The sequence below is a fragment of the Simiduia agarivorans SA1 = DSM 21679 genome (assembly GCF_000305785.2).
Lineage (GTDB): Bacteria > Pseudomonadota > Gammaproteobacteria > Pseudomonadales > Cellvibrionaceae > Simiduia > Simiduia agarivorans.
In genome coordinates, this window is sequence record NC_018868.3 from 3,447,796 (window position 1) to 3,472,515 (window position 24,720).

Sequence of the window (24,720 nt, forward strand, 5' to 3'; positions counted from 1 at the left end):
AGCAGGAAACCAATAGCATGTGGGTAGACTCCCTAACTGAACTGACGACCGCGGCCACCGATCTGCTGCTGGCGTTAATGGCGCTGGCCCTGGCGGTGTTTTACCGGCATCACGGCAACTGGAGCCGGGTATTTGGTTTGCTCGCGCTGGGCGCTGGTCTTGGGGCGGTTGCCCATGGCCTGGCGCTGCCGGTGGGAGCCATTACAGCCTGTTGGCTGGTGATTTATGCGGCGTTGGCGTTGCTGGTGGCGCAATTCGCCTTGATCGTGATCCAAGACCTGTGGGGGCCAGCTGCAGTCCGGCGTGCCACCCTGCCTTTGTTGGCGCTGGCCGCAGGTTTCTGGTTGTACACATCATTTGTGGGCGACAGTTTCCTGCCGTTTATTGTCTATGAGGTGTTGGCCATGGGGTTTGCGCTGGCAGGTTTCAGCTGGCAGGCGTGGCAGAGGCGCGCCGGCGCCGGCTGGCTGGTGTTGGGCGTACTGCTTACGCTTGTGGCCGCTGCCGTGCAAGCGTTAAAACTATTCACCTTCACGTTGATCTGGCCGTTCGACCACAACGGCGTCTACCACCTGATTCAGATGGTAGCGCTGGTGCCTTTCTGGTTGGGGGTGCGGCGCTTACCAGTGCAGAGGTAAGGCCGACGCCTGACTTTCGCCCATGCCAATCATCTCGTCATAGGCCATGTGATGCACCAGTTTGGCCTCGGTGACAGTGACGTCGGCCAGGCTCGTGCGCATGGCTTCTAAGCTGCGGGTCATCAGGTTTTCCCCCTGGCCATTGCAGATGATGCCTTCGGCACCGTCGGGCAGGGTGACGCGGGCAGTGTAAATATCGCCCTCGGATGAAAATACCTGTACGGCCACAGGCAGATTTTGCTGGGAAAGGTGGTCTACGGAAAAGCGGTTCATACTGCATGCTCCTCAGGTTATCGTTATTGAGATACGGAGGGGTACTGCAGGGGGATCAGTAGTTGGTCCGTCGCCCCAGCCACCAGAGTACCGCAGCTGCGCACACAAACAAACCACTTAACGGCGCCACGCTGCCCATCTGGTTGGCGTCGGCCATGAACTGGCCCACAAACCAGGTGCCAAGCCCGCCGCCAATCATCACCGACAGGCCATTGTAGAGGCCGCTTCCCTGGGCGATGTTTCGTTCAGGTAACAGATACTGAACCATGGCAAATTCGCAGGCGTTGAAGGTGGTGATGAAAAACACTCCGGCGCAGAAGAGCGCCAGTGAAAGCCATAAATCATCGGCACTGAAGGCGCCCGTTACGCACAGGCCGGCGGCGACAAAGCCAAACGCCGCATTGCGGCCGCGCTTGCCGGTGCGATCGCCCAGCCAGCTGAACAGGGCCAGACCTAACAGTGAGAACACGTAGGGCAGGGCGGCAATCCAGGTCAGCTGGGCGTAGTCCACGTCGGCCCGGCTGGCGAAGTAGGTGGGCAGCCAGTTGGAAATGCCCAGCGACAGCATGTTGTTGAGTATGCCGGCCAGCAACATCAGCGCCACTGAGGGGTGTGCCAGCAGGCGCCAGGGCGCCGGGTCCAGCAGTTTGGGTGGGGTATGATCGGATGTCTGGCCGGGGGGCGCGTCCTGTACGTACAGGCTGATCAGCGGCAGGGTAATCAATAAGCCGGCCACCGCCAGGCCGTGAAAGCCGGCGCGCCAGCCCCAGGCGTCCATGATGGGCACCAGCAGCAGAGGCGCGGTGAGAATGGCGAGGAAAATGCCGGAGATCCAGATGCCATTGGCGCGCGAGCGTTCCTCTGGTGCAAACCAGCGCTGGGTGAGGGTGTTCATCATTGGGAAATGAATACCCTCTGCTAGCCCCAACAACACCCGGGAGGCCAGAAACAGCACCAGTATCTGGCTGAACCAGGCGCCCATGGCGGTAAATACCGACCAGAGCACCACAATCAATTGCAGGCTGCGCTTGGCACCAAAGCGCGCGCCCAACGGAGTGAGCAGGATGTTGGCCGCGCCATAGGCCAGGTAGAACAGGCTCATGAGCAGGCTGCCGTAGTGCTGTTTATCGGCCGTGCTCCAGGCGAATTCTTCGGCAATCAGGGGCAGGGCCAGACTGATATTGAGCCGGTCCAGATAGCCGATAAACAGGCTCACCATCAATACCCAGGCCAGCCGCCAGCGCCCGGTGGCCGGGGCGTTGGTGGTGGATGCGCGAGCAGTGTGAGTCATACGCGCGATTATTGCGCGCGGTAGAGGCGATTGACAAATTCTGACAGCAATTTGTCGCGAATCTCATGTGGCATCACATTGAGCAGGTTGTTGATTTCGTCCATCCGGCCGGGCAGGGCGCTGCCGTCGGAGCCCAGAAGCCCGGTAAGCTGATCGAACAGGGCGTGGCCGGCATCGCCCTGGCTTTGCAGCAGGGCGCCGATCTCTTCCGGCATTTCGGTTAGTGAAGGGCCTTGGGCGGCGTCGCGCAGTTGCGCGACCGCGTCCTGCAGGTCGCGCAGGAAGGCGTCGATGCGCGGCACATTGCCGTTGCCCACGCTCAGGTGGATATTCGCAGGGGAGGGGCCAAAGCCGAACTGGGGTTGAATGTACCAGCCCTTGGCTTTCATCACCTCAGACAGGGCAAACACGTCCAGTGTTTTACTGGCAAAGGAAAACAGGTTGGCTTTGGGGTCGCCCAACACGTACAGCTCAGGGATAGCGGCAATGGCCTCGCGGATCTTCACTGAGGCAGCCTGGGTGCCTTCAACCAGCTTCAGATACCCTTCCTCACCCAGGTGATTCATGATCGCCCAACAAGCCGCCACGGGGCCGGCACTTTTGGTGGACATGATGGTGGGGTTCACCACCGAGTAGCCGGTCCAGCCGGACCAGGCAAAAATCTGGTGCCGGCGCATTTTAGCGCCCTGCTTGTAAATGATGGCCGAGGCGCCCTTGGCGGCGTAGCCCCATTTGTGAAAGTCCATGCTGAGCTGGGTAACGCCGGGCACGCCCAGGTCAAAGTCGGGAATGTCGTAGCCGAGCTTTTTCGCAAACGGCAGGTACATGCCGCCCACGCAGCAATCCACATGGAACAGAATGTCGTGCTTCAGCGCCAGTTGGCCCAGTTCGGCAATGGGGTCCACCACGCCGTGGGCGTAACCCGGCGCCGAGCCCACCATCATGATGGTATTGGGGGTGATGGCCGCGGCCATGGCGGCGGGATCGGCCTTGAAGGTGACCGGGTCCACCGGCACCCGCACCGGTTTGATATCGAAATAATGACAGCCCTTGAAGAAAGACGCGTGCGCGGTTTCCGGCAACAGCAGCTCTGGTTCGGTGATTTCCGGCTTGTGTTCGCGCATATAGTCGCGCGCGGTTTTGATAGACAGCAGCAGGCTTTCGGTACCACCGGAGGTGAAGCTGCCCTGGGCCTCCGGGCCACCGTTGACCAGGTCGATGGCCATGGCCAGCACTTCTTTTTCCAATTCCATGGCAGACGGGAAGGTGGTGGGGTCCAGGCCGTTTTCGGTGATGAAGGCGGTAAAACTGTCTTTCAGCAGTTTCATGGCGGTGTCGCCGGCATCGTACACATAGGCGAATACCCGGCCGTCGGCCCAGTCCAGATCGTGCTGCTTGCGGCGCTCCAGCTCGTTCAACAGTTCCTGTGGGTTGCGGCCGGTTTTCGGCAATGCCATGGGGTGCTCCAGGTTTTTATATCGGGTGAAAAATGTTCAGCTTTCACTCTACTTTAAATAGTACGAATGTGCAATAATTCGTTTGTGACGTTCTGATACAGTGTACGCACCTATGAGTCCAAACGATGATTTCACCCTTTATCGGCAAGTGTTGCAGCAGCACGGCGATGGCCGGCCAAGATTGCTGCTGGACCTGCAGCGCCTGGGTGCCAATGCCGATCGGGCCTGCGGCTTGTTTCCCGGGCAGCCCCTGCGCCTGGTGGTGAAGTCGTTGCCGTGCCTGCCGCTGCTGCGTTGGTTGAGTCAGCGCATGGGCACCCGTCGTTTCATGGTATTTCATTGGCCCTTTCTGCAACAGTTACTGTCGGCTATGCCGGATGCCGATGTGCTACTGGGCAAACCCATGCCGGTGCTGGTGCTCACGCGTCTGTTGGCGGCCGGCGTCGGTGCCGAGCGGTTGGCGTCGGCGTGTTGGTTGGTAGACTCTGCTGAGCGGATAGACGCCTATGCCGGATTTGCCCGGGCGCATGGCCTGCGGCTCAGGGTTGCAGTGGAAGTGGATGTTGGCATGGCCCGGGGCGGTGTCCGGTCACCTTATGAGCTGCAACAGCTGCTGGCCCGTTGGCCCGAAGCACTCGAGCTTGAGGGCCTGATGGGTTATGACGCCCAGGTTGCAAAAGCGCCTTGGTGGTGGGGCGGCAGTCGGCGCGCCTACCGCCAGAGTCAGGACCGCTACAGGGAATTTATCGGGCTGCTGGCGCCGCATCAGCGTCGTTTGCTCAACGGTGCCGGCAGCCCGACGTTGCCGCTGCATGGAGCAGGCAGTGTGGCAAACGATTTCAGTCTGGGATCCTGTTTGCTTAAACCCACCGATTTTGACCTGCCGCAATTGGCCGTGTTTACGCCGGCGTTGTTGATTGCCGCACCGGTATTAAAACGCTTGCGGGGTGTGACCTTGCCGTTTGTGGGTCGGTTGGCGTCGCCGTTGGGCGGTCGCGACAGCCTGTTTTTGTACGGTGGGCGCTGGATGGCGAAACCTTGTTGGCCGGAGGCGATGGCGACCCAACCCTGGTACGGTCTGAGCTCGAATCAACAGTTAATGACCTTACCCGCACAAACGCCTTGCGGCCCCGATGACTATGTCTTTTTCCGGCCCACGCAAAGCGAGGCCGTGATGCTGCAATTTGGCGACCTGTGGGTTTTGAATGAGGACCGTTCAATGCAAGCCTGGCCGGTGATGAGTAATGAAGTGTCCGAACACCCAGACGTGACGGGAGTCTGAATGCGATTTTTATGCCGGCGGTTAGTCCCGTTTTCCCTGGTGCTTTTGCTGATCCTGATCGGTTGTGTTTACTGGCTGCTGCAGGCGTCACTGTTGCCGCGTCAGTCGACCTTACAGGTCCGGGGAATTTCCAGCCCCATTGCAATTCGCTTTGATGACTACGCCCGACCCTTTGTGCACGCCGCCAACCTGAAGGATGCTCTGTATGCCCAAGGTGTGTTGCACGCCAGTGAACGTTTGTGGCAAATGGAGTTATTGCGTCTGGCCGGCCGTGCAGACTTGCATAGGTTGTTTGATCGCGATGGCTTGGCAACCGATGCCGAGCTCTGGCGCATGGGGGTGCCGCAATTAGCTGAGGCATTATCAGTCAACGTGGAGCCCGAGGTGCTCGAGTGGGTGCGGGCCTACGTGCAGGGCATTAACGCCGGACTCGCCCGTTATGCCGTGCTGCCGCCCGAATTACTGCTGTTAGGTTACCAGCCGGAAGACTGGACTGTTGAGGATGTGTTTGCCGTGGGCGCGATCATTGCGTTTCAGAGTGGCAATAATTACACCAAAGAATTATTGCGTCTGGCGCTCAGGCACAAGCTAAGCGACGATGACTTTGCGTTATTTTTGGACGACTTTTCCGATCGCGCGGATTATCCGTTTGTCATTGCGACTGCCGGCCGGGCGGCAGAGCAGAACGGGGAGGTAATCCCCGGTGAGGTGCCCGCGCACCTGTTCGCGCAGACCGCCTTGCTCGATCCCGCCCGCAATCCGCGCTTGCCCCGGGGTGCTTTTGGCAGCAACGGCTGGGTGGTGGCGCCGGCAAAAAGTGCGACGGGCAAACCGCTGTTTGCGTTTGATTCGCACGACGCGCTGGGACTGCCGAATTTGTTTTACGAGCTGCATTTATTTTTCGGACGGGGCGAACAGATCCGCGGCTGGTCGGTACCGGGGTTGCCCGGTGTCATCAATGGCTACAACGAAGCCATTGCCTGGGGCTTTACCAATATTGGCGATACTCAGGATCTGTTTATTGAAACCCGGCACCCCGAGCAACAGGACACATTTTTATACGACGGCGAGTGGGTTGCCGCGGAGGTGCAGACGCGCACACTCACCTTGGCGGATGGCTCCAGGGTAGCGCACACGCGCAAGCTGTCGCGCCACGGACCCCTGATCAGCGAAGATCCGCCTATCAGTTTTGCCTGGACCGGTCATCATCCAGGCGAAAAAGGTTTAGGGGCACTATTGGCGATCAATCGCGCCACCGATTGGCAGGGATTCAATCGCGCGGCCGACACCTTGTTGGCGCCCACCCTGAACGCCACTTATGCCGACGTGCACGGCACCATCGGTTTTCGCACGGCTGGTGTACTGCCCCTGCGCGGCAGGGGGCAGGGTCTATATCCGCAGGATGGCAGCAACGGATCGAACGCCTGGCGTGGCTGGGTGCCGGTGTCGGCCACGCCCCGATTGGAAAATCCCGCCGAGGGTTTTGTGGCGGCGGCCAATGCTCGGGTTCACGCCGCGGGTGAAATGCCCTTGGTGTCGGCGGATAACGCCGCGCCCTATCGCATCGCCCGCATTCAGTCGCAGCTGGCGGCAGCGGAGGCCATGACGCCTGCGCGCATGGCCGCGCTGCAAATGGATTGGTACGACGGCCAGGCGGCGTGGTTGTTGCCACACCTGTTGCCGTCCTTGTCACCGGAGCACGCGGCCTGGCGTACACGGTTCGCGCAGTGGCTGAAAAATCCGGTGGCGGCCGCAGACTCGGTGGAAGCTCTGGTGTTCCAGCAGTGGTATCTGTGCCTGGCCGAAACGGTTTTCAAATCGCGACTGGGCGAAGACTACGATGCCCTGATCAAGCAAAATTATGTGCTCAACCAGGCCCTGGATGTGCTGATTGCCAGCGACCGGCACGCCCAGTGGTGGCAGGGTCAGCGCGCGCAAACCATTGATCGGGCGTTGGCGCAAGCCCTTGCAATGCTCGAAAAGCAATTGGGCAATAACGTGGCGCAGTGGCGACTGGATCGATTGCAGCGGGCGCAGGCGCCGCACGAGTTGGCGCAAGCGCTACCGGTGCTGGCCGGCGTGTTGAACGCGCAACCTGCCCCTTGGGGCGGCACGCCGGCAGCGGTGGGCCGGGCGAATTACCGCTACGACCGACCGTTTCAGGTCCGCAATGGCGCCACTGTGCGGGTAGTGGCAGAATTGGACGCAACCATCCATGCTGCCTCGGTGATGCCCGGCGGACAATCCGGGCATCCGTTGAGCGATCACTACGCCGATCAATGGCCGCATTGGTTGGCGGGTGATTTGTTACCGATCGTTCGCCCTGCCGATCCGATTCAGCAGCGCGGCGAAGCCGAGGCCAACGTCGACGGGACAGTTTTTCGCCAACTCATTCTGGAACCTGCGCAATGAACGGACAACACATTATCGACGCCTATGCCCGCATCCAGCATCAGATTCACACAACGCCAGTCATGCATAGCCGTCTGCTCAATGAGCGCTTGGGCTGTGAAGTGATTCTGAAATGTGAAAACCTGCAAAAAGTGGGCGCGTTCAAAGCGCGCGGTGCAGCGAATGCCGTATTGCAGCTAACGGAGGCCGAGGCGAGCAAGGGTGTGGCGACCCATTCCTCGGGCAACCACGGTGCAGCACTCGCCTTTGCCGCGCGCGAACGCGGCATCCCCTGTTGGGTGGTGATGCCGGCGAACGCGCCGCAGGTAAAGAAAGATGCAGTGGCGGCGTACGGCGCTCAGATCATTGAATGTGAACCCACACTCGCCGCGCGCGAATCAACCTTGGAAAAAACCGTGCAGGCGACCGGTGCGCAATTTATTCCGCCCTATGATGACGAACGCATCATTGCCGGTCAGGGCACGGCTGCATTGGAGCTTTATCAGCAACTGGCTGAACAGGGGCAGCCGTTACCGGAATTTATACTCGCGCCCGTGGGCGGCGGTGGGCTGTTGGCCGGCACCGCCCTGTACAGCAAATCCGTGGCGCCCGGCGTGACAGTGATAGGCACAGAGCCCAAGGGTGCCGATGATTGTGCGCGTGGGTTTAACAGCAAACAGCGCGTTACCGACGCCAAGCCGAACACGATCGCTGATGGCTTGCGCACTCTGGTGGGGGAAGCCAACTTTCCGATTATCTGCGACTATGTGGATGAGGTGCTGACCGTGAGTGAAGCCGCCATAGTGGAGGCCATGACCTTGGTGTGGACCCGCACCAAGCTTATTATCGAACCCTCGTCGGCAGTGCCCATTGCGGCCATCCTGGAAAACCCCGCGCGCTTTGCCGGGCGCAGGGTGGCGGTCATTCTCAGCGGCGGTAATGTGGAGTTGGGGCAGCTACCGTTTTGATTGTCGGCCGCGATCTGTCTTTTGCGCGGTTGTACGGCCAGTGTTCGTCAGCTCAACGTCAGTAAGCCCTGGGTATCGATAGTAATGGTTTGGCCGGTGGTGAAGTTGGCCTGCGACAGCCCCTCGGGCAATGCGATAATCGGAATCGAACGCTCAAACCACACCGCCGACAGGGTCACGCCGGACACCAGCAGTGAATCTGCCTCCCCCACAATCAGCCCGGCCGGGCCTATGCCCTGGCTCACCAGGTCGAGCAGTACCAGGCCCGTGTGGGTGCTGCCAATACAGGAAGGAAATACCAGAATTTTGCCACGGCTTTCGGCGCGGTAAAGCGGGTGATGGCGGTCATGCATGCGTGATTTTTTGCCCGGCAATAAATTCGCCGGTTTGCAATGGGCGGCGGTGAAGTTGATGGGCTGATCGGTCACCAGTGCCGGGCCTTTTGCGTTGCCCGCGAGAATGACGCGGCCCTGAATTAGGTTGTTCATTTACAGGACTCCGCACACGGCCAGCAACTCAGACAGGTCGCCGTACTCGGTGCCGTCGAGATAGTAATAAAGCTTGCCGGAATTGGTGAGCACCTGTTGCGAGCCGAGCCCGATGCGCACAGACAGGCCGGCCAGCGGGCAATGCGCATACAATTCGACGCCTGCCTCTAATAGCGCCCGGTGCATCGGCAATTTTTCCAAGCGCCGCAGGTCGGCTGGCACAAGATGAAACAGCGTGCGCTTTTTGACTTTTTTACCAACAAAATGTTCGCCGGTCGCCAGCGCTTCTTCCAGCGTCATTTGCGGGCAGCCAAAGGCAACGATTTTGGATGCGTTCTGTATTTCCTGATTGGCGCGCACCGCGGTTAAATCGGCCTGGGTGATGGTGATGACCTGTTCCGGTTCGCGTCCCCGAAACGCGGTGGCTTCATCGGGTGCTTCCGGGGTCAGACCCAGCACGTGGAATAACGAGACGCTGCCGCTCGCAGCCATGGCGCCACCCATGTTTTTCAGCTCGGTGGCTGAGAAAGGGTAGTGATCGAGTACCGGGGTTTTGTCCACGCACCGTTTGCCCAGAATAAAACCGAGCGCGGCGGCGTCCATCACCTGTATGTCGAGCTTGACGCGGATCTGGCCGGCCCGGTTCTGGTCCAGCAGAAAACCGAATTCCGGCGTAAGACCGGTAATGGCCTGACAGATATCCACCAGAATGGAGTTGCGGTTGCTGCGCGCACCGATCACTGAATTGGCGTAAATAATCGCGGAGCTTTCGGCCCAGCCGAGAATATCGCCAAAGCGGGGTATATTGGCCTCGTGGTAACACACGCAGGAATAGTTGGGTGTCACACCCAAGGCTTCCAGGTTCTGCTCGTGTTGTTGTTGGCCACGCAATACCAACCGGTTCTGCAGACTGAAATCGTAGCCAGGGCGGGGATTGGCGGTGGTCGGTACTTTTACTTTGAGTCCGGCGGCTACCAGCTTTTCCACCACGGCGTAATAGCCTTTGAAGGACGCAATTTTAAAACTGCCGGTAAGGTGCGCGCTCACGATGGGCACCAGCCGGGTGGCACCAAAGGCTTCACCGTAGCGCACCAGCGTCGCCATGCACTGGGCGAATTCCGGGCCCAGGCTGCCGTCCAGCCAGGCCTGTTGTTTATCGGTGAGTTGCATTTTGGGTGTCTCGCCGCCATCTTAGCTGCTGAATAAGCACCATAACTTAAATTGTACTTTAGTGCAAAAAAATAAAAGGACGTGTCAAATGAAATGGATGCAAACGCTTCAGGCCGGGATCCGGACCCCGGGTTTCTGGCGCCGGGCAGCGCTTTGGGCGCTGTTGTTGTGTCTGGCGCCCTTTGCCATTGAGATCATCATCATGGCGGACCTGATAGGCATTGAGCTGGCCATGGCGTTTGTGGCTTATTGGGGCCGGGATCTTTGGGCCCAGTGGCTGACGCGTTGGGACCGGTGGGTGGCATTCTGTCACGAATCTTGTCTGATCCTGGCCAGTCACTGCCAGTTTGAGCGGCGCAATTTCCTGGTGTTGTGCGGCTTCAGCGTTGCGTTGGTCGTTCTGGGTTCACCGCTGCTGGCCTCTGCAGGCTGGTTGCCAATGATGGTGTTGGCGCCTGATTTGTCCCCTTTCACAGGATTCAGTTGATGACCATATGGGTGGATGCGGACGCCTGTCCGCAAGTGATAAAGGAAATCCTGTTCCGCGCCGCCGAGCGCGCGCAGGTGATGGTGACGCTGGTGGCTAATCAGGCCATGCGTACACCCAATAGCCGTTGGGTCACGTCACTGCAGGTGAGTCAGGGCTTTGATGTGGCCGACAATGAGATCGTCCAGCGCCTGAGCCCCGGCGATCTGGTGGTAACCCAGGATATTCCACTCGCCGATGAAGTGTTGCAAAAGGGCGCCGATGCCATCAACCCCCGTGGCGAGCGCTATACCCAGGCCAACATCAAGGCGCGCCTGAACATGCGCGACTTTATGGATACCCTGCGCGCCAGTGGCGTGCAGACCGGTGGGCCGCCGCCATTCAGCCAGGCTGATCGCAAAGCCTTTGCCGATCAACTCGATCGCTGGCTGGCCAAACGGGCAAAGCGTTGAGCCAGCAGCTAAGGTTAGGAAGTAACTGGCAAAGCGGGTGCCCGATGGCGCGCAAAGGCTTTAAATACGAAATGGAGCTCACCGAGCGCGGTTTGTGTGTGCAGCTGTGGGCGGTGGGGCGCCCGGACGATGAGGATTTCGCCCGGGTAGCGCCGTTGTTGGAGCTCGCCCGCAAGAGTGTGGATGATGAGCGCATTGACCTGTGCCTGGATGTGTCCGGCTGCGGTAATGCCGCCCTCAGCGTGCTTTGTATGTGCCTGGCCTCGCACCCCTATCGGCGGGTGGCGATTGTGGGCGAGGGCGACTGGCACCGTTGGTGCGTGCAAACCGCGATCCCTATTGTCTCCGTACCCTTGCATTATTTTGATTCAAAAGTCGCGGCAATGGATTGGTTGTCATGATGCGTATCGGCCTTTTCCTGTTGGCCTGCGCCTTGGGGTGGCCCACGGTATTGGCGGCCATTTCACCAGCGCAGTTGGTGGACGCAGCGCGCGAACGCACCCAACACAGTGTGACCTACGACGGCCGTTATCTCGCCATTGATTATCCGGGCGGCGACGTGCCGGCAAACATCGGTGTGTGTACCGATGTGGTCATCCGCAGTTACCGCGCCTTGGGCATCGATTTGCAGGTGTTGGTGCATGAAGACATGCAGCAGCGCTTTGATGCCTATCCGTCTAAGCGGTTGTGGGGGTTAACCCGCACTGACCGCAATATCGATCACCGGCGGGTGCCTAATTTGCAGGCGTTTTTCAGCTATGCGGGCGCGGTGTTGCCGGTTACGGACACGCCATCGGACTACCAGCCCGGTGATCTGGTGACCTGGATGTTGCCTGGCAACTTACCGCACATCGGCATTGTGTCCGACAAGAAAACCGGTGAACGGCCGTGGATTATCCACAACATCGGTGCCGGACCCAAAGAAGAAGACCGCCTGTTCGATTACCCCATTACCGGCCACTACCGGTATTTACACTGATGCCGCGGTGGAACTAACGCGCGCCTGCGAAGTCCAAGGCTCCAACCCGTTCAAGGAATGAAACAATGCCACGTCTGTTTATGTTTTTCGCGCTGACCCTGTGCCTGAGTGCCTGTTCCAACAAGCAGATCTACGACGGTGCCCAGTACAACAACGAGCGCGAATGCTACCAGCGGCCGGAATCACAGGTTGATGAATGCCTGCAGCAGAACAGTCAGTCCTATGAAGACTACCAGCGCGAGCGCGAGGCATTGAAAAAGGCAGAATAATCAGGCGTGCAGCTGATAGAGCGCGTCGCGGATCCAATTCGGACTGCCCACACCTTTGTGCCACATGATCAATGACCAGGAGGCGGCATAGGCCCAATACACCTGACGGGCCCAGGCCAGTTCGCGCGCGCTGACACCATAGGATTGCAGTTGCAGCAAACGCCGGGCCTGATCGTTGGTGAGCGTGTGGCACGCGAGCAAGGTGGCCAGATCCACTCGTCGGTCACTCACACAGCTGTATTCAAAATCGATGCACACCAAACGGTCTTGATGTACCAGTAAATTGTGCGGGTTCAGGTCGCGATGGCAGAAGCTCAATTGTTGTGAGTCCTGCAAGCCCGCGATGGCCTCTTCAATTTTATCCTCTTGTGCCAGCAAGGCGTTAAAAGCTTCCCGCTGATGGGCATCGAACGTGGGCGCGTATTGCGCGAGCAGGTCACGGTAATGTTGCCACTGGGTTGCCGGCGTGATCACCCGCGCGGTTTTCGGTAAAAACTGCAGGCTGGTGAGCAGTTCGTGCAACATGCGCACGGTTTTCAGGTCGTTCGGGTAGCGCTTGTGCCAGGGCGGTTCAGTGTGCACATAGCGGCTCAGATAGTAGCGGTAGTCACCACTGACAAAACGCAGTTCCGGCGCCAGTCCGGCCGCTGCGGCCAAGCGCCAGCAGGCCACTTCCCGCTCGCGCGGGCAGAGTTCGGTGGTATGCCGGCTGTTGACCCGCAGCACCCAGCTCTCGCCCTGGCTTGTGGCCAGAAAGTTCTGGTTACTGGTGCCCATGCACAGGGGCGCCACCGGCTTGAGGCCGTGGATGCCCGCGTCCGCCAGTTCGGCGTGCAGCAGTGGGTCGGCAAATTCAGGCAGCATGTCAGGCCGGGCGGTGTGCTACGTGTGGCTGGCGCGGGTGCAGGCGTTGGTACCAGAGCCAGTAGCCAGCGGCGGCAATACCCACATACAGTACGAACAGCGCACTGGTGAGCAGCAAGCCCTTATTCAGGTACAGATAGATCGACACTATGTCGATTACGATCCAGTAGAGCCAGTTTTCCAGCACCTTCTGCGCGACCAGCCAGGTGGCAAAGACGGCAAACACGGTGGTGGCGGCATCCAGCCAGGGATAATCGGCGTGGGTATAAGTGGACATCACGAAGCCTGCCACCATGGCAATGGCGGCCATCAATGCGACCCACAACACGTGCCGTTGCCAGCGCCAGCTCTGGATGGCTTTGGGCTTGCCCTTGTCATCCCGACGCCACACCATAAAGCCGTACACGGCCATGGCCATGTAGTAGGCGTTCAGCAGTGATTCCATCAGCAGCGACACTTCCCAGAAAATCACCGTGTAAATGGCAGTGCTGAACAGTGCCGCCGGCCAGCACCAAAGACTTTCTTTGGCGGCCAGCAGTACATAGGCCAATGCCAGTACCACGGCGAGGGCTTCCCACTGACTCAGTGCGCTGGCGTCGCGCAACAGGGCGTTGATCCACTCCACGGTTATTGCCTGTGGGAAAGGTCGAGTGCGCCGTTGATGAACTTGCACACGAACACGGCGCGGCCAAAGCGTTCGTGTGCGGCTTTCATTTCGACGCCGAGCATCTGCATGACCGCGTCGTAATCACCACTCACCTGCGTGGCCATGGCATTGGTCACGCGGGTGATGCCAGGGTACTGATCGAGCCGTCCGATAAACCATTTGATCGGCTCGATGTAGTCGTCGCGCAGTGGATACAGGGATATTTCCGCGGTGAGTTGCATTTGCTGTTGCCTCAATCAAAGTGCAGTTGTGCGGTCACGCCAATCTGGCGCGGATCGCCAAAGCGGATGTATTGGGTGTCGGCCCAATCTTCCGACGGATCATTACCAAAGTAAAATCCGCGTACGCCATAGCGCTCGTCCGTGAGGTTGCGACCCCAGGCATACAGTGCCCAGGATTGCGCTTCATAGCCCACGCGCGCGTTGAACAGGGTGTAGGCCTGTGAGCGGGAATCGTTGCTGTCGGAATAATAAAACGCGCTCTTGCCGTTCAGGCTCAGGTTGGCAAACCAGCCGAGGCTGCGGAAACTCATGCCGGCGCTGTAAGTCCAGCGCGGCGCGTGTGCCAGGTCGCGGCCCGATAAATCCACCGGGCTGCCGTATTTGTCCTGGTACACATAGTCGCCATACTGCGCCTGCAGGTAGCCCACGCTGCCGTAAAATTCGATCTGCTCGGTGGCGCTGATGCGGCCTTCAAACTCTGCGCCGTAATTGTCGGAGCTGCCGGCATTTTCGGTGAACAGAATGAAGCGCTGCGGATCGTCCGGGTCCTGCAGCGACGCCGCCACCTGTTGATCCTGCCGGTCCATGTAAAACAGCGTCACGGTGGTGTGCGCACGGCCTTCGGCCCAGTTGGATTTCAGGGCCCACTCGGCGTTGTACAAGGTCTCGGCATCAAAGGTTTTTTTGTCAGCCAGTGCCGGTGGCAGGGTCATGTTAAAGCCACCGGCTTTGTAGCCGCGCGCCAGACGCACATAGCTGGTGTGGCTGTCGGACAGCACTTTCGTCAGCGCCAGATGACCGCCCCACATGGATTCGGAGGGTGAGAAATTGTCGTTGTTAGAGTCTTCGTATTTGGCATTGCGCGTTTCCGAGCGGAGGCCCACCGACAGTGCCCAGCCCGCGCCCAGGTCGGAATCCGTCTGGGCAAAGACCGCGGTGTTGGTGGCGCGATATTCAGAGGCCAGTACTTCATCGGGCCAGCTGTTGTATTCGGAATAGAGGTCGTTGTCCTCTTCCAGCGTGCGACCGTAAATGCCGAGCAGCCAATCGGTGCTGCCATTAAACAGGCGGCTGGCTTCTGTGGAGGCAAGACGGAACTCCTGGCTCAGGGTGTCGCGTTCGGCTTGTTTGTCCCATATGTAATCGTACACGCAGGGCTCGGTGCCCACCGGGTTCCAATCGTCGTCGTAGGCGGTGCAGGTTTTTGCGGCCCAGTAGTCCGGGTTGGCCCAGTCGCCGTCATAGGCGTGCTGGTGCTCTGTATTAGCCAGCGAGGTAATCGCGGTGAGCGCCACCTCATCAGTCGCCCATTCGATTTTCAGGCTGGCGCCCTGGGTGGTCTGGTTGTCGGTACCGGGCTTATCGGTGAGCGTATCAAAGCCGTTGTTGTCCAGCGTCCAGGCGTCGTAGCCGTTGTCCAGTCTGGCGTAGAGGTAATTCAGGTCGATGCGCAGGTTGTCAGTGGCGTCCCAACGCAGTTTGGCGCGCGTGGTCAGCTCGTCCCGGCCGTTGGTGTCATCGCGGCCGAGATAGGCGTTGTCGCGGTATCCATTTTGCTGCTGGGATTCCACCGCCAGGCGGTAGCTCAGTTGTTCGCCGGCCGGGCCGGACACGCTCAGGCCCAGGCCTTGCTGATCATCCTGACCCAGGGTCACCTGGCCGTTCACGGCAAAGGTGTCAGTGGGGTCTTCGCTTTTCAGCCGGATCATGCCGGCCAGGGCGTTGGCGCCAAAGCGAGTGCTTTGCGGGCCGCGCAAGACTTCAATCTGCTGGATGTCGAAGGTGCTGGCGGCCATGCCGAGGCCTGACAGGTCGACGTCATCCACCATAAAGCCCACAGAACTGTTTGGGGCGCCTTGGTAATCTTCCTGCTCACCGACGCCGCGAATCTGGAAGTAACGCGGGCGGCTGGTGGCGCCGGACCAGTTCAGGTTGGCCACGCTGTTGAGCACGTCCTCAAAGTGGCGCGCACTTTCATCGCGCATGGCTTGTTGGTCGATCACCGTGATGGAGCTGGGGACCTCCTGCCAGGTGGTGTCGCGGAAATCGGCGGTGACAGTGATTTCTTCCAGTGGCGCGGCAGCCACCTGGCCGGCGATGGCCAGCGCCAGGCCGGATACTATTAAGCGATATTCAGTCATTTACATGGACCTCAATTCATTAAGAAGTGAGATCCGGCGGTCATGCGCGGGGGTCAAACAGAAAGGCGAAAGCCTGTGTGCCTATTCCTACGCCGGTACTAGCCGGATCAGGTTCAAGGGTGTGATCTCAGTCTGGTAGGCCAGACACCCCTTGGCGGGCGCTATGGTACCAGCTGCAGGTGTTTGCGTCAGCTTGTCTATACTCAGGAGATAATGCTAAGGCGGAGGGCGGCCATGACCGCAACGGTTGTCGAGCTGGATTACTACCGCAACACCATCCCCAAGGTGATGTCCGGTATAGCCAACAGTACCGGCGAAGATTTTTACGCCGCCATTACCCAACAGTTGGCGTTGAGTATCCATTCTGACTTTACCTTCATCAGCAGGCTGTTGCCGGGTGACACCCGGGTGAAGACGCTGGCCCTATGTGCTGGCGGTGAACTGGCCGACAACATGGAATACGATCTGTTGCACACGCCTTGTCAGGACGTATTGGACAATACGATCTGCGTCTACCCGCGTAATATTTGCGCACTCTACCCCAAGGATCAGTTGTTGATTGATATGGGCATCGAAGGCTATATCGGGACGCCTTTGTATGACCGTGCCGGCAACTGCCTGGGGTTGATCGTGGCGCTGTACAAGCAGGAGATTCGTGATCCGGACCAGGTGCGTGGACTGTTCGAATTGTTCGCCGGTCGCATTGCGGCGGAAATCGAGAATCACGAGCTCAATCAGGCCCTGGCCAAGGCCAACGAAGAATTGCGTGCGCACCAACTGATGCTGGAATTAAGGGTGCAAAGGCGCACGGTAGAACTCGAAAAAGCCAAGGCCAGCGCTGAAGCGGCCAATCAGGCCAAGAGTCAATTCCTGGCGCAGATGTCACATGAAATCCGCAATCCGCTGAACGGGGTTCTTGGTGTCGCGGATTTATTATTGGATACCCCGTTAACGCCTGAGCAAATGCATTTGGCCCGTGTGATTAACCAGAGCGGGCAACATCTGATGGGGGTCATTAACGACATTCTCGATTGGTCAAAGGTGGAAGCCGGCATGCTGCAGTTGGAATCGCGGCCGGTGCAATTGCGGGCGTTGGGGCAGCAGGTCGTGGAGATGTTCCGCCACCAGATTGGCACCATTGCATTGAATGTGGAGACAGAGGATGCAGTGCCCGAATGGATCATGGGGGACAGCACGCGGCTCAGGCAGATACTCGTTAACCTGTTGAGCAATGCATTTAAATTCACACGCGCGGATTCGGTCACCATCACCAGCCGTTGGCGCGATGGTTTGCAGGTTTCCGTCACCGATACCGGCGAAGGCATTCCGGCCGCGCACTTGAGTAGTTTATTTGAGCGCTTCACTCAGGCAGACAGCAGCGTCACGCGCAAATTCGGTGGCACAGGTCTTGGTCTGGCTATTTGCAAAGGCCTGGCCGATGCCATGGGGGGTAATATCCGTGTAACGTCCGAGGTGGGACGGGGGAGCTGTTTTACGGTGTGGCTGCCATTGGAAGCAACCGAAGGGCCGCGACCAGAAGCACAATCCCCGGTTGAACAGCCGGCGCTCAATCAACTGAGGGTGTTAGTGGCAGAGGGCAACTCCGTTAATCAAATGGTGATCAATGGGCTGCTGGCCCGGCATCAGATACAGCCTACGATGGTGGCCAACGGCGCCCAGGCGGTGGATGCTGTGGCTGAAGGGGACCGATTCGACCTGATTTTTATGGACTGTGAAATGCCTGTGATGGATGGCTATGAGGCCACCGCCGCGATCCGGGAGCTGGAGCGAAGACGCGGTCTCAGACCCGCGAAAATAATCGCGCTTACCGGCCATGTGATGGAGGATGAGTTGCGCCGCTGTAGCGCCAGTGGCATGGATTCGTACCTGGCAAAGCCATTATCGCGAGAAGGTTTACTGCAGGTAATGGCTGACTTGTGAACCGGGGCTTCTTCAGACTGAGTGCCGGCATTAACCTGGCCCCTTTCCGCCAGTAATAAAGCCCCGGATTTCCGGGGCTTTATTACTGGTGCATTTATCTCTGGCCTTCAGGCGATGCGGCGTTTACGCGATGCAAACAGCCCCAGCCTACTAGAGTGGAGGCTTATTCTTGCGGAATATCGTTAATAAATTGAGTTAAAATTTTATCGATTGCGGAGCGGGTCGAATCCAGCGTAGCGCTCTTCATGCCAAACGGCCCAGCCCCCCACATCTGTCCGCCCTTGGACGAGCCTTCGCTGGTGTAGTTTTTGTTCAATACTTCTTTGCCGTTTTTCGACATGGCGATATTCATAGATACATAGGCACGATAGTCCTTGAATTCATAACTATTCAATGTGAATTCTATGGCGTTTCCTGCGTCGGTCGCAGAGGCTTTTTCCAACTTGCCGAAGGACTCCTGAACGTAGGGTGCGTTCAGCGTCTGTTCCAGGATCTTGCCGAACTCAACTATCCAAAGATGCGCGTATCCGACGGATGCTGCTCGAAATTCATACCGGTGTTTTTCAGTCTGCTCGTCAATACCATAGGTTGATTCAAGCGAGGTTTTTGGCAGGTTGCCAACCTGACCATGTTCTACTAAATAATCCGGGTAGTCCTTGGCAACAGGATGATTGATTGAACAGCCAGACAGTACGCTAGCCAGAACAAGAAATAAAAGACCCACGTGTTTAACGTTCATATAATGACCTTGGTTAAATTTGAACACTTATTTTTTTGTTTATTTAACTCGGAAACTTCGACCGTTTTTTCCGGTTGTGCAAGGTGTTGCGGACCGCTTACCTGCATCATAGGGAAAACCATGGACCGAAAAGACTGGATAGCGCTGATGTGTTGTCGCGTCAGGCGTTGCCGGAATCCGATCTCGCCAATGTAAATCATCAGTTGATAAAATCCTAGCCCCTTTGAGGCAGGAGTGAAACGACAAGGGAATTGGGTGCTCGGTCGGAATCCGCTTTGTCGGAGGCAATCGACTGCCGATGTGACGTAGTGTCGGTTAGCACCGACGGTTATTATTCCCACTAAGGCCGCGTATGTACAGTTTGTAATCAGCGTCGATACAGGCTGAGGCCCAGCCAGAAAAACCACGGAATCTGGCCCAGGCCGAAAATGAGCGTCAGCCATTCAACGGCCGGGTTGCCTTTAAAGGTCGAGAAAAAATTGAGTAACGTCAATGTCCCGGCCGCGCCAACCATCAAGCCAAGGTAGCTCAACCAGCGGTTGAAGATGTTGTGCTTGATGCAAATGACGCTGATACACGCGGTCCACACGGCGCCGATCAGCTCAATATCACCGCCCAGGCCACCCGACACGACACCTGCGGACCGTTGTAAGGCCAGCGCGGCATCCGGGTCTGTAATGAAGAGTTCGGCCAGTGCGTTAATACTGACCATCTCGATCATGGCAGACGCCAACACAACGGCCGCCCAGAAATAACCGATGACCGTGGCAAAGCGGGTGAGATCGGGTGCGACGACGACCAGTTGTTGGTGTATGGCTTGCACCAGCACTACTAATGCAAAGCTGAATAAAAACCCGGACACGAGCAGACCCAGAATGTAACGGTCACTGTTTTCTGTCATGAACTGCAGACGAGCCATGGCGCCATCATGGCCGGCGGGATTGAGCACGATCAGAAACAGCACAATGCCGAAAATATAGGTAAGGCCTTCGATGATGGCGGCCACGCCACCGGATTGTTGTAGTGTCATGATGTTCTTTGCCTGTGCTCGAAATTGGGTGGCTATCAGGCATTGTACAAGTTGCCCATGCGTATGAGCGAGGGTTGCGGGTAAAAGGCATTGGTTCGGGTTGAAGTGAATGGCATTGCTTAATTTAGCGGGGCAAGATTGGTGTTGATTGCGCCCTAAACAGCCAGCTCCAGCGAAAGCAGTGCCAGCCAGGCCAATTGAAATCCGTAGCTGATGCGTTGATGCAGGCCGGGTTTGGTCTTGTTCTGGTAAGCGCTCGCGAGAGTGACTGTGAATGTTATGCAGCCAATCACAGACAGCGCGGAAATCCACCTGAACCACAATGGCACGGTGTCCGAAAACATCGCTGCCAATGGAGCAATGAGTAGCGACATCAGCATGACAGCGCCCGCTGTCGCATGCACAGTACCTATGCGTGTGGGATGCTTAATATAAGGGTCGCTGTCCATCGGAAAATAGCCCGCAATCCATGTGCCGACCCCGTGCACAATAATCATGGCGCCGATGATAATCCAGCTCGGGTATGCTGGCTGGCTGCCAAGCACATAACAGCCAAAGGCGATAAACAATGCGCCTAATGGATAATTGTTGATGATGGGTGATAAACGTTGCGTCGGACTACCATCGGCCCCGAGCTCGCTGCAAAATTGTTTCAGGTGACTGTAGCCGGGGTAAAACCGTGCAGCGATAACGATACCAATGCACAGCCAAATGCACGCGATCAATCCGCTAAGGGCCAGAATGGTCTCCATAGTGTAATGTCCATTGGTTTGCAGTGTGGTTATGAACAGGGAGCCTGTGTGTCACAGGCCGCCAGATGATACCTTGGTGTCATGAAAACGTTTTGCGGTACATAGCAATCATTCATTGCTGTGCTCTTTTTGCATAGGCCTGCAGTACTTTTTTGGAAAACAGCGGCAACTCTTCATTCAGCTGTATCGCAGCGGTATTGTATAAGCGGAACAGGTCACGTGGTTGTGTCAAGCTGTTTGCCAGCGCCTGATCCAGGCCGGCGCGCACGATTGTCTGGGTCATGTACCAGCCCACACTGTGACCCCATAGAGGCAGAGCGTCTTGTTGCACGGCGGAAAAAGTGTCGAATTGTTGACTTTCGATGGCGGTCTCCAGGTGTTGATTCAGTTTAGTGATGTTGTCCGGAGCTGCCGTCATTGCAGTATTTAAGTAGGTTTTGATGGCCTGGGAAAAAGGCGAGCCGGGTTGCAGGAAACGTTGCTTGTCGATGAGGTTGGCCACGCCTTCGTGGATCAGGTGGTCCGCTAGTCGATCTAACACACTGTCGCGATCAAGCGCGGGGGTGACGGCGATGTTGCGACGGAAAAAGTGGTGCAGTTCATGCGCGCCCAGTTCGTAGGGGGCGTGTTGGTCCGAACGGTAATTGAGGTAGGCATCCATCACCACACCCTGCGCGCTGGCGTGTGCATTCTGGCCGAAGAGTCCGAACACAAAGCGAAGACCGGTGGGCTTGCCTGTGCTGTCGGCAGGCAGCCAGCGCTGGGCCAGAGTAATGCTTTTTTCCAGCGCCTGCTCGCGTGGCAGGCGTCGTATTTCGCCTTGCAGCCACTGGGTGTCGTTCAGTGCGCGCCGGAGGTGGTGAATGTCCTGTTGCTCGAATTCGCTGACGTTTTTCCACTCATGTGTGGCTGCGGGATCAAACGCCAATCGGAAACGTTGCCTCAAAGTATCGGGCGTCAATGAAGAAATGCTGAACACCAACTGGTAGGCCTCCATGGCGATCAGGGCCTGCCATTGGGGCTCAGTGGGTGGTTGGCCAGCCTGCCAACGTTGGGCGAGCGCAATGGCTGCTTGGGCGGCAGCAAAATCGTAAGTGGGCCCTTCGCTCGCGGGAAGTGCTGCAGCGCGGGCATGCGCTGCAACCAGCACACTGGCGATGACGATGCATTGAAGGAATCGCAAAAACATAGTGATCGACTGACATCCATGTGGAACAACTGGCATGGCTTGTTGCTGAAAGCCGGAGGCATGTTATCGGCAGCAGGCGCATGAAGGGTGGGCCAAATTTACCACAGGAGACCGGATCAGGATAAAGTCAGGTTGACTGTTGCGGATTGGCGGATGCGTCGTTCAGGCCAGTTTGGCGCCATTGGCGAGTGGCTGGTCAGTCGTGGCCAGAACCACTGAACCGTCGGGCTGGTGCAGGCCGGTGACGAGGCACTCCGACATAAAGGGTCCGATTTGTTTGCGCGGAAAGTTCACCACCGCCAGCACCTGTTTGCCGATCAGTGTTTCCGGCTGGTATAAGTCGGTGATCTGCGCACTGGATTTCCTGATGCCGATTTCCGGCCCGAAATCAATGGTGAGTTTGTAGGCCGGCCGACGCGCCTCCGGAAAGGGTTGGGCATCAATGATGGTGCCGGCGCGAATGTCGATTTTCTGAAAATCGTCCCAGCTGATGGTGTCCATAAACTAACCCTCCTAAAAAAAGAAAAAGCCGGCAAGTGCCGGCTCTAACCTATCATGGCCAGTAAGCGGATGGCCGCCCTCTGAAACCAGCAATTCGCATCTTATCTCATTGTTACCAGCATACTGCTGGGGTCTTCCAGGAATTGCTTCCAACGGTTGCAGAAACGGGCGATGGTGCCGCCGTCGATGATGCGGTGATCACCGGACCAGCTCACGGTCATGATCTGGCGGGCTTCCACTTCACCTTTTTCGTTAAAGCGTGGCAGCGCCTGTACTTTGCCGAGTGCCACAATGGCCACTTCCGGTTTGTTGATAATCGGTGTGGCCACTGTGCCACCCAATGCGCCCACGTTGGAAATGGTAATGGTGCCGCCTTTCAGATCTTCTGGTGCCACGCGACCCGCGCGTGCACTTTCGGTGAGGCGACCGATGGCGCCAGCTACTTCCAGCAGGTTCATGGTCTGAACGTTTTTCACGTTCGGCACCAACAGGCCCACTTTGGAATCCACGGCCATGCCGATATTGTGCGAGCTCACGTAGGTGAGTTCGGTGCAGTCGGCGTTGGGGCGGCTGTTCATGATGGGGAACTCACTGATCGCAAGCGACAGTGCCTTCATGAATAGAGGCATCATGGTGATTTTCACATCGGGGTACTGGGCCTTGAGCTTCAGTCGCAGGGCGATGAGATCGGTCAGGTCGATTTCGTCCACGTAAGTGAAATGCGGGATGGTGGAAACGGATTCCTGCATGGCGCGCGCCATTACGGCTTTGATGCCCTTGATAGGCTCAACGCGGTCGCCTGCAACCACTGGTGCTGCGGTTGATGCCGCAGGCGCAGTGGCAACCGGCGCATCACCGGACAAAAAGTTGAGCATGTCTTCTTTCAGGATACGGCCATTTTTACCGCTTGCCGGCACCTGTGCCAGATCCACGTTATTTTCCCGCGCGATGCGACGCACGGCGGGAGTGGTCAGTGCTTTGGAGGTGCTGCGTTCCATCTGGCGGTCGCTGCTTTCCTGTTTCACGGTCGCAACGGCGGTCGCCGGCGCGGTGGTTGTTGCTGCTGGCTCTGTTGTGGCTGCCGCTTTAGTGGCGTGCGCGTCGTTGTTGCTGCCCACCTCGTCGGCCAATTCAATCGCAAACAGTGGTTCGTGTACTTTGGCAATCTCGCCTTCTTTGTAGTACAGCTTGACCACGCGACCATCAAACATGGACGGAATCTGCACCAGCGCCTTGTCGGTAGATACATCGGCTACGGGCTGGTCTTCGGTGATGGTGTCGCCTTCTTTAACCAGCCACTCCACCAGTTCACATTCCACAATGCCTTCACCAATGTCGGGCAGAATAAAATCTTTAATCACGTCGCAACTCCTGAGTTGTCATAGACGGTCAATCAATTGCCAATTTTGTGTAGGGTGCAATAAACGCAGCGCATTGCACCTTCGTATTTCGTCTGTACCGGTGGATTGCGCTTCGCTTAATCCACCCTACAAGGTGCGGGGCCAACGTAGGGTGGATTAAGCAAAGCGCAATCCACCACTCGCAAGCCATATCAATAATTCATGGTGCGTTTTATCGCTTCAAAAATCTTGAACTGGTCGGGCATGTATTCTTTCTCGTGAATTAACGGGAAGGGCGTGTCCATGCCGCACACGCGCGCGATCGGCGATTCCAGATACAGGAAGCAATGCTCTTGAATGGTGGCGGCGATTTCGCCGGCATAGCCACCGGTGAGCGGTGCTTCGTGGGTAATCAATAACCGGCCGGTTTTCTTCACCGAACGTGCAACCGTATCCACATCCCACGGCAGCAGCGTGCGCAGATCGATCACTTCACAGGAAATGCCCTCCGCTTCGGCCATGGCGGCCGCCGCTTGCAGGTATTCCATCTGCGCGCCCCAGGCCAGCAGGGTGATATCACTGCCCTCTTTGACCACTTCGGCGACGCCGAGCGGGATTTCAAACTCTTCTTCCGGCACTTCACCCACGGCGGCGCGATAGAGGCGCTTGGGCTCAAAAAACACCACCGGATTGGGGTCGCGGATCGATGCCAACAGCAGCCCTTTGGCCTGATAGGGCGTGGAAGGCACCACTACTTTCAGGCCTGGAGTCTGGGTGAAATAGGCTTCGGGCGATTGCGAGTGGTACAGGCCGCCGGCGATGCCGCCACCGTAAGGCGTGCGGATCGTCAGACCGGCTACGTTGAACTGATCGCCCGAGCGGTAACGGAATTTGGCGGCTTCGTTCACGATCTGGTCGAATGCAGGGAAAATGTAATCGGCGAACTGCATTTCCGCTACCGGCACGTGGCCCTGCGCCGCCATGCCGATGGCAAAACCGGCGATGCCCTGCTCGGTGAGCGGGGTGTTGAAGCAGCGCTCGCGGCCGTATTTTTCCTGCAAGTTGGAGGTGGCGCGGAATACACCACCGAACTTGCCGATGTCTTCACCAAAACACACCACCCGGCGGTCTTTGGCCATGGCGAGGTCAAGCGCGCTGTTGACCGCTTGCAAGAGGTTCATTTTTGCCAT

26 protein-coding genes and 1 riboswitch are annotated in these 24,720 nt (G+C 57.9%); of the genes, 10 read left to right on the forward strand and 16 right to left on the reverse strand.

Annotated elements, in window-relative coordinates; genetic code table 11:
* Positions 1-17 precede the first annotated feature (17 nt).
* Positions 18-638 carry a DUF6962 family protein gene (locus M5M_RS15545; RefSeq protein ID WP_015048453.1) on the forward strand — a complete coding sequence of 207 codons (621 nt, stop codon included), beginning with the start codon at positions 18-20 and terminating at the stop codon, positions 636-638.
* Here the strand turns inward: M5M_RS15545 and M5M_RS15550 are convergent.
* The 3 genes from M5M_RS15550 to M5M_RS15560 are packed head-to-tail and all read right to left on the reverse strand — an operon-like array spanning position 621 to position 3,659.
* A complete protein-coding gene (locus M5M_RS15550) occupies positions 621-911 on the reverse strand; it encodes a DUF6482 family protein (RefSeq protein ID WP_015048454.1) in 291 nt (96 codons plus the stop codon). The genes M5M_RS15545 and M5M_RS15550 overlap by 18 nt on opposite strands.
* A gap of 55 nt (positions 912-966) precedes the next feature.
* Positions 967-2,202, reverse strand: coding sequence for an MFS transporter (locus tag M5M_RS15555; protein ID WP_015048455.1), 1,236 nt, complete (start codon positions 2,200-2,202; stop codon positions 967-969).
* Between the two features lie 8 nt (positions 2,203-2,210).
* The gene (locus tag M5M_RS15560) at positions 2,211-3,659 is read right to left on the reverse strand and encodes a pyridoxal phosphate-dependent decarboxylase family protein (protein WP_015048456.1); all 1,449 of its coding nucleotides are present in this window, start codon (positions 3,657-3,659) and stop codon (positions 2,211-2,213) included.
* Positions 3,660-3,771: 112 nt separating this feature from the next.
* Here M5M_RS15560 and M5M_RS15565 point away from each other — a divergent pair, with 112 nt between their 5' ends.
* The 3 genes from M5M_RS15565 to M5M_RS15575 are packed head-to-tail and all read left to right on the forward strand — an operon-like array spanning position 3,772 to position 8,300.
* Entirely contained in the window at positions 3,772-4,941 is a 1,170-nt protein-coding gene (locus M5M_RS15565; protein ID WP_015048457.1) for an alanine racemase, read from the forward strand.
* Positions 4,942-7,353 carry a penicillin acylase family protein gene (locus M5M_RS15570; protein WP_015048458.1) on the forward strand — a complete coding sequence of 804 codons (2,412 nt, stop codon included), beginning with the start codon at positions 4,942-4,944 and terminating at the stop codon, positions 7,351-7,353. It begins immediately after the preceding gene.
* Positions 7,350-8,300 carry a threonine/serine dehydratase family protein gene (locus tag M5M_RS15575; protein WP_015048459.1) on the forward strand — a complete coding sequence of 317 codons (951 nt, stop codon included), beginning with the start codon at positions 7,350-7,352 and terminating at the stop codon, positions 8,298-8,300. The genes M5M_RS15570 and M5M_RS15575 overlap by 4 nt, the downstream gene beginning before the upstream one ends.
* A 47-nt stretch (positions 8,301-8,347) precedes the next feature.
* Here the strand turns inward: M5M_RS15575 and M5M_RS15580 are convergent, their stop codons facing one another.
* On the reverse strand, positions 8,348-8,788 hold the full coding sequence (locus M5M_RS15580) for an aconitase X swivel domain-containing protein (protein ID WP_015048460.1): 441 nt from the start codon (positions 8,786-8,788) through the stop codon (positions 8,348-8,350).
* Complete coding sequence (locus M5M_RS15585) at positions 8,789-9,958, reverse strand: aconitase X (RefSeq protein ID WP_015048461.1); 1,170 nt, start codon at positions 9,956-9,958, stop codon at positions 8,789-8,791. It abuts the gene before it with no gap.
* An 88-nt stretch (positions 9,959-10,046) separates the two neighbouring features.
* Here M5M_RS15585 and M5M_RS15590 point away from each other — a divergent pair, with 88 nt between their 5' ends.
* The 5 genes from M5M_RS15590 to M5M_RS15610 all read left to right on the forward strand — a co-directional run bounded on the left by M5M_RS15590 (position 10,047) and on the right by M5M_RS15610 (position 12,145).
* Positions 10,047-10,445, forward strand: a complete 399-nt coding sequence (locus tag M5M_RS15590) for a hypothetical protein (protein ID WP_015048462.1) — start codon at positions 10,047-10,049, stop codon at positions 10,443-10,445.
* Positions 10,445-10,897: a YaiI/YqxD family protein gene (locus M5M_RS15595; RefSeq protein ID WP_015048463.1), complete on the forward strand. Its 453-nt coding sequence runs from the start codon at positions 10,445-10,447 to the stop codon at positions 10,895-10,897. Before M5M_RS15590 ends, M5M_RS15595 begins: the two co-directional genes overlap by 1 nt.
* Before the next feature lie 44 nt (positions 10,898-10,941).
* Positions 10,942-11,298 carry a SpoIIAA family protein gene (locus tag M5M_RS15600; protein ID WP_015048464.1) on the forward strand — a complete coding sequence of 119 codons (357 nt, stop codon included), beginning with the start codon at positions 10,942-10,944 and terminating at the stop codon, positions 11,296-11,298.
* Entirely contained in the window at positions 11,295-11,876 is a 582-nt protein-coding gene (locus M5M_RS15605) for a DUF1287 domain-containing protein (protein ID WP_015048465.1), read from the forward strand. The genes M5M_RS15600 and M5M_RS15605 overlap by 4 nt, the downstream gene beginning before the upstream one ends.
* 65 nt (positions 11,877-11,941) lie before the next feature.
* On the forward strand, positions 11,942-12,145 hold the full coding sequence (locus tag M5M_RS15610) for a hypothetical protein (protein WP_015048466.1): 204 nt from the start codon (positions 11,942-11,944) through the stop codon (positions 12,143-12,145).
* Here M5M_RS15610 and M5M_RS15615 read toward each other — a convergent pair whose 3' ends face one another.
* From M5M_RS15615 to M5M_RS15630, 4 genes are read right to left on the reverse strand one after another with little or no spacing between them, the layout of a single operon-like run.
* Positions 12,146-13,009, reverse strand: coding sequence for a phosphotransferase (locus M5M_RS15615; protein WP_015048467.1), 864 nt, complete (start codon positions 13,007-13,009; stop codon positions 12,146-12,148).
* A 1-nt stretch (position 13,010) separates the two neighbouring features.
* Positions 13,011-13,634 (reverse strand): nicotinamide riboside transporter PnuC, encoded by a 624-nt coding sequence (gene pnuC / locus M5M_RS15620; protein ID WP_015048468.1) that lies wholly within the window; start codon positions 13,632-13,634, stop codon positions 13,011-13,013.
* 2 nt (positions 13,635-13,636) lie between these two features.
* Positions 13,637-13,897 carry a YkoF family thiamine/hydroxymethylpyrimidine-binding protein gene (locus M5M_RS15625; protein ID WP_015048469.1) on the reverse strand — a complete coding sequence of 87 codons (261 nt, stop codon included), beginning with the start codon at positions 13,895-13,897 and terminating at the stop codon, positions 13,637-13,639.
* A gap of 11 nt (positions 13,898-13,908) precedes the next feature.
* The gene (locus M5M_RS15630) at positions 13,909-16,038 is read right to left on the reverse strand and encodes a TonB-dependent receptor (RefSeq protein ID WP_015048470.1); all 2,130 of its coding nucleotides are present in this window, start codon (positions 16,036-16,038) and stop codon (positions 13,909-13,911) included.
* Positions 16,039-16,104: 66 nt separating this feature from the next.
* Positions 16,105-16,200, reverse strand: a riboswitch (TPP riboswitch).
* Positions 16,201-16,272: 72 nt separating this feature from the next.
* On the opposite strand from M5M_RS15630, the gene M5M_RS15635 reads away from it, so the two are divergent.
* Positions 16,273-17,979, forward strand: coding sequence for a hybrid sensor histidine kinase/response regulator (locus M5M_RS15635; RefSeq protein WP_015048471.1), 1,707 nt, complete (start codon positions 16,273-16,275; stop codon positions 17,977-17,979).
* Positions 17,980-18,142: 163 nt separating this feature from the next.
* Here the strand turns inward: M5M_RS15635 and M5M_RS15640 are convergent, their stop codons facing one another.
* The 7 genes from M5M_RS15640 to M5M_RS15675 form a co-directional block, all read right to left on the reverse strand.
* Complete coding sequence (locus M5M_RS15640; RefSeq protein WP_015048472.1) at positions 18,143-18,718, reverse strand: YajG family lipoprotein; 576 nt, start codon at positions 18,716-18,718, stop codon at positions 18,143-18,145.
* 367 nt (positions 18,719-19,085) lie between these two features.
* On the reverse strand, positions 19,086-19,748 hold the full coding sequence (locus M5M_RS15650) for a DUF4386 domain-containing protein (protein WP_015048474.1): 663 nt from the start codon (positions 19,746-19,748) through the stop codon (positions 19,086-19,088).
* 155 nt (positions 19,749-19,903) lie between these two features.
* On the reverse strand, positions 19,904-20,500 hold the full coding sequence (locus M5M_RS15655; RefSeq protein ID WP_015048475.1) for a DUF998 domain-containing protein: 597 nt from the start codon (positions 20,498-20,500) through the stop codon (positions 19,904-19,906).
* Between the two features lie 112 nt (positions 20,501-20,612).
* Positions 20,613-21,689, reverse strand: coding sequence for a DUF5700 domain-containing putative Zn-dependent protease (locus M5M_RS15660; protein WP_015048476.1), 1,077 nt, complete (start codon positions 21,687-21,689; stop codon positions 20,613-20,615).
* A 162-nt stretch (positions 21,690-21,851) separates the two neighbouring features.
* Entirely contained in the window at positions 21,852-22,190 is a 339-nt protein-coding gene (locus M5M_RS15665) for a tRNA-binding protein (RefSeq protein WP_015048477.1), read from the reverse strand.
* A gap of 101 nt (positions 22,191-22,291) precedes the next feature.
* Positions 22,292-23,551 (reverse strand): 2-oxo acid dehydrogenase subunit E2, encoded by a 1,260-nt coding sequence (locus tag M5M_RS15670; RefSeq protein WP_015048478.1) that lies wholly within the window; start codon positions 23,549-23,551, stop codon positions 22,292-22,294.
* Positions 23,552-23,742: 191 nt separating this feature from the next.
* Complete coding sequence (locus tag M5M_RS15675; RefSeq protein WP_015048479.1) at positions 23,743-24,720, reverse strand: alpha-ketoacid dehydrogenase subunit beta; 978 nt, start codon at positions 24,718-24,720, stop codon at positions 23,743-23,745.

Bases quoted from the DNA above. Each gene is read 5' to 3' on its own strand.
- M5M_RS15545 (WP_015048453.1), top strand. From the start codon at position 18: ATGTGGGTAGACTCCCTAACTGAACTGACGACCGCGGCCACCGATCTG.
- M5M_RS15550 (WP_015048454.1), bottom strand. From the start codon at position 911: ATGAACCGCTTTTCCGTAGACCACCTTTCCCAGCAAAATCTGCCTGTG.
- M5M_RS15555 (WP_015048455.1), bottom strand. From the start codon at position 2,202: ATGACTCACACTGCTCGCGCATCCACCACCAACGCCCCGGCCACCGGG.
- M5M_RS15560 (WP_015048456.1), bottom strand. From the start codon at position 3,659: ATGGCATTGCCGAAAACCGGCCGCAACCCACAGGAACTGTTGAACGAG.
- M5M_RS15565 (WP_015048457.1), top strand. From the start codon at position 3,772: ATGAGTCCAAACGATGATTTCACCCTTTATCGGCAAGTGTTGCAGCAG.
- M5M_RS15570 (WP_015048458.1), top strand. From the start codon at position 4,942: ATGCGATTTTTATGCCGGCGGTTAGTCCCGTTTTCCCTGGTGCTTTTG.
- M5M_RS15575 (WP_015048459.1), top strand. From the start codon at position 7,350: ATGAACGGACAACACATTATCGACGCCTATGCCCGCATCCAGCATCAG.
- M5M_RS15580 (WP_015048460.1), bottom strand. From the start codon at position 8,788: ATGAACAACCTAATTCAGGGCCGCGTCATTCTCGCGGGCAACGCAAAA.
- M5M_RS15585 (WP_015048461.1), bottom strand. From the start codon at position 9,958: ATGCAACTCACCGATAAACAACAGGCCTGGCTGGACGGCAGCCTGGGC.
- M5M_RS15590 (WP_015048462.1), top strand. From the start codon at position 10,047: ATGAAATGGATGCAAACGCTTCAGGCCGGGATCCGGACCCCGGGTTTC.
- M5M_RS15595 (WP_015048463.1), top strand. From the start codon at position 10,445: ATGACCATATGGGTGGATGCGGACGCCTGTCCGCAAGTGATAAAGGAA.
- M5M_RS15600 (WP_015048464.1), top strand. From the start codon at position 10,942: ATGGCGCGCAAAGGCTTTAAATACGAAATGGAGCTCACCGAGCGCGGT.
- M5M_RS15605 (WP_015048465.1), top strand. From the start codon at position 11,295: ATGATGCGTATCGGCCTTTTCCTGTTGGCCTGCGCCTTGGGGTGGCCC.
- M5M_RS15610 (WP_015048466.1), top strand. From the start codon at position 11,942: ATGCCACGTCTGTTTATGTTTTTCGCGCTGACCCTGTGCCTGAGTGCC.
- M5M_RS15615 (WP_015048467.1), bottom strand. From the start codon at position 13,009: ATGCTGCCTGAATTTGCCGACCCACTGCTGCACGCCGAACTGGCGGAC.
- M5M_RS15625 (WP_015048469.1), bottom strand. From the start codon at position 13,897: ATGCAACTCACCGCGGAAATATCCCTGTATCCACTGCGCGACGACTAC.
- M5M_RS15630 (WP_015048470.1), bottom strand. From the start codon at position 16,038: ATGACTGAATATCGCTTAATAGTATCCGGCCTGGCGCTGGCCATCGCC.
- M5M_RS15635 (WP_015048471.1), top strand. From the start codon at position 16,273: ATGACCGCAACGGTTGTCGAGCTGGATTACTACCGCAACACCATCCCC.
- M5M_RS15640 (WP_015048472.1), bottom strand. From the start codon at position 18,718: ATGAACGTTAAACACGTGGGTCTTTTATTTCTTGTTCTGGCTAGCGTA.
- M5M_RS15650 (WP_015048474.1), bottom strand. From the start codon at position 19,748: ATGACACTACAACAATCCGGTGGCGTGGCCGCCATCATCGAAGGCCTT.
- M5M_RS15655 (WP_015048475.1), bottom strand. From the start codon at position 20,500: ATGGAGACCATTCTGGCCCTTAGCGGATTGATCGCGTGCATTTGGCTG.
- M5M_RS15660 (WP_015048476.1), bottom strand. From the start codon at position 21,689: ATGTTTTTGCGATTCCTTCAATGCATCGTCATCGCCAGTGTGCTGGTT.
- M5M_RS15665 (WP_015048477.1), bottom strand. From the start codon at position 22,190: ATGGACACCATCAGCTGGGACGATTTTCAGAAAATCGACATTCGCGCC.
- M5M_RS15675 (WP_015048479.1), bottom strand. From the start codon at position 24,720: ATGGCAAAAATGAACCTCTTGCAAGCGGTCAACAGCGCGCTTGACCTC.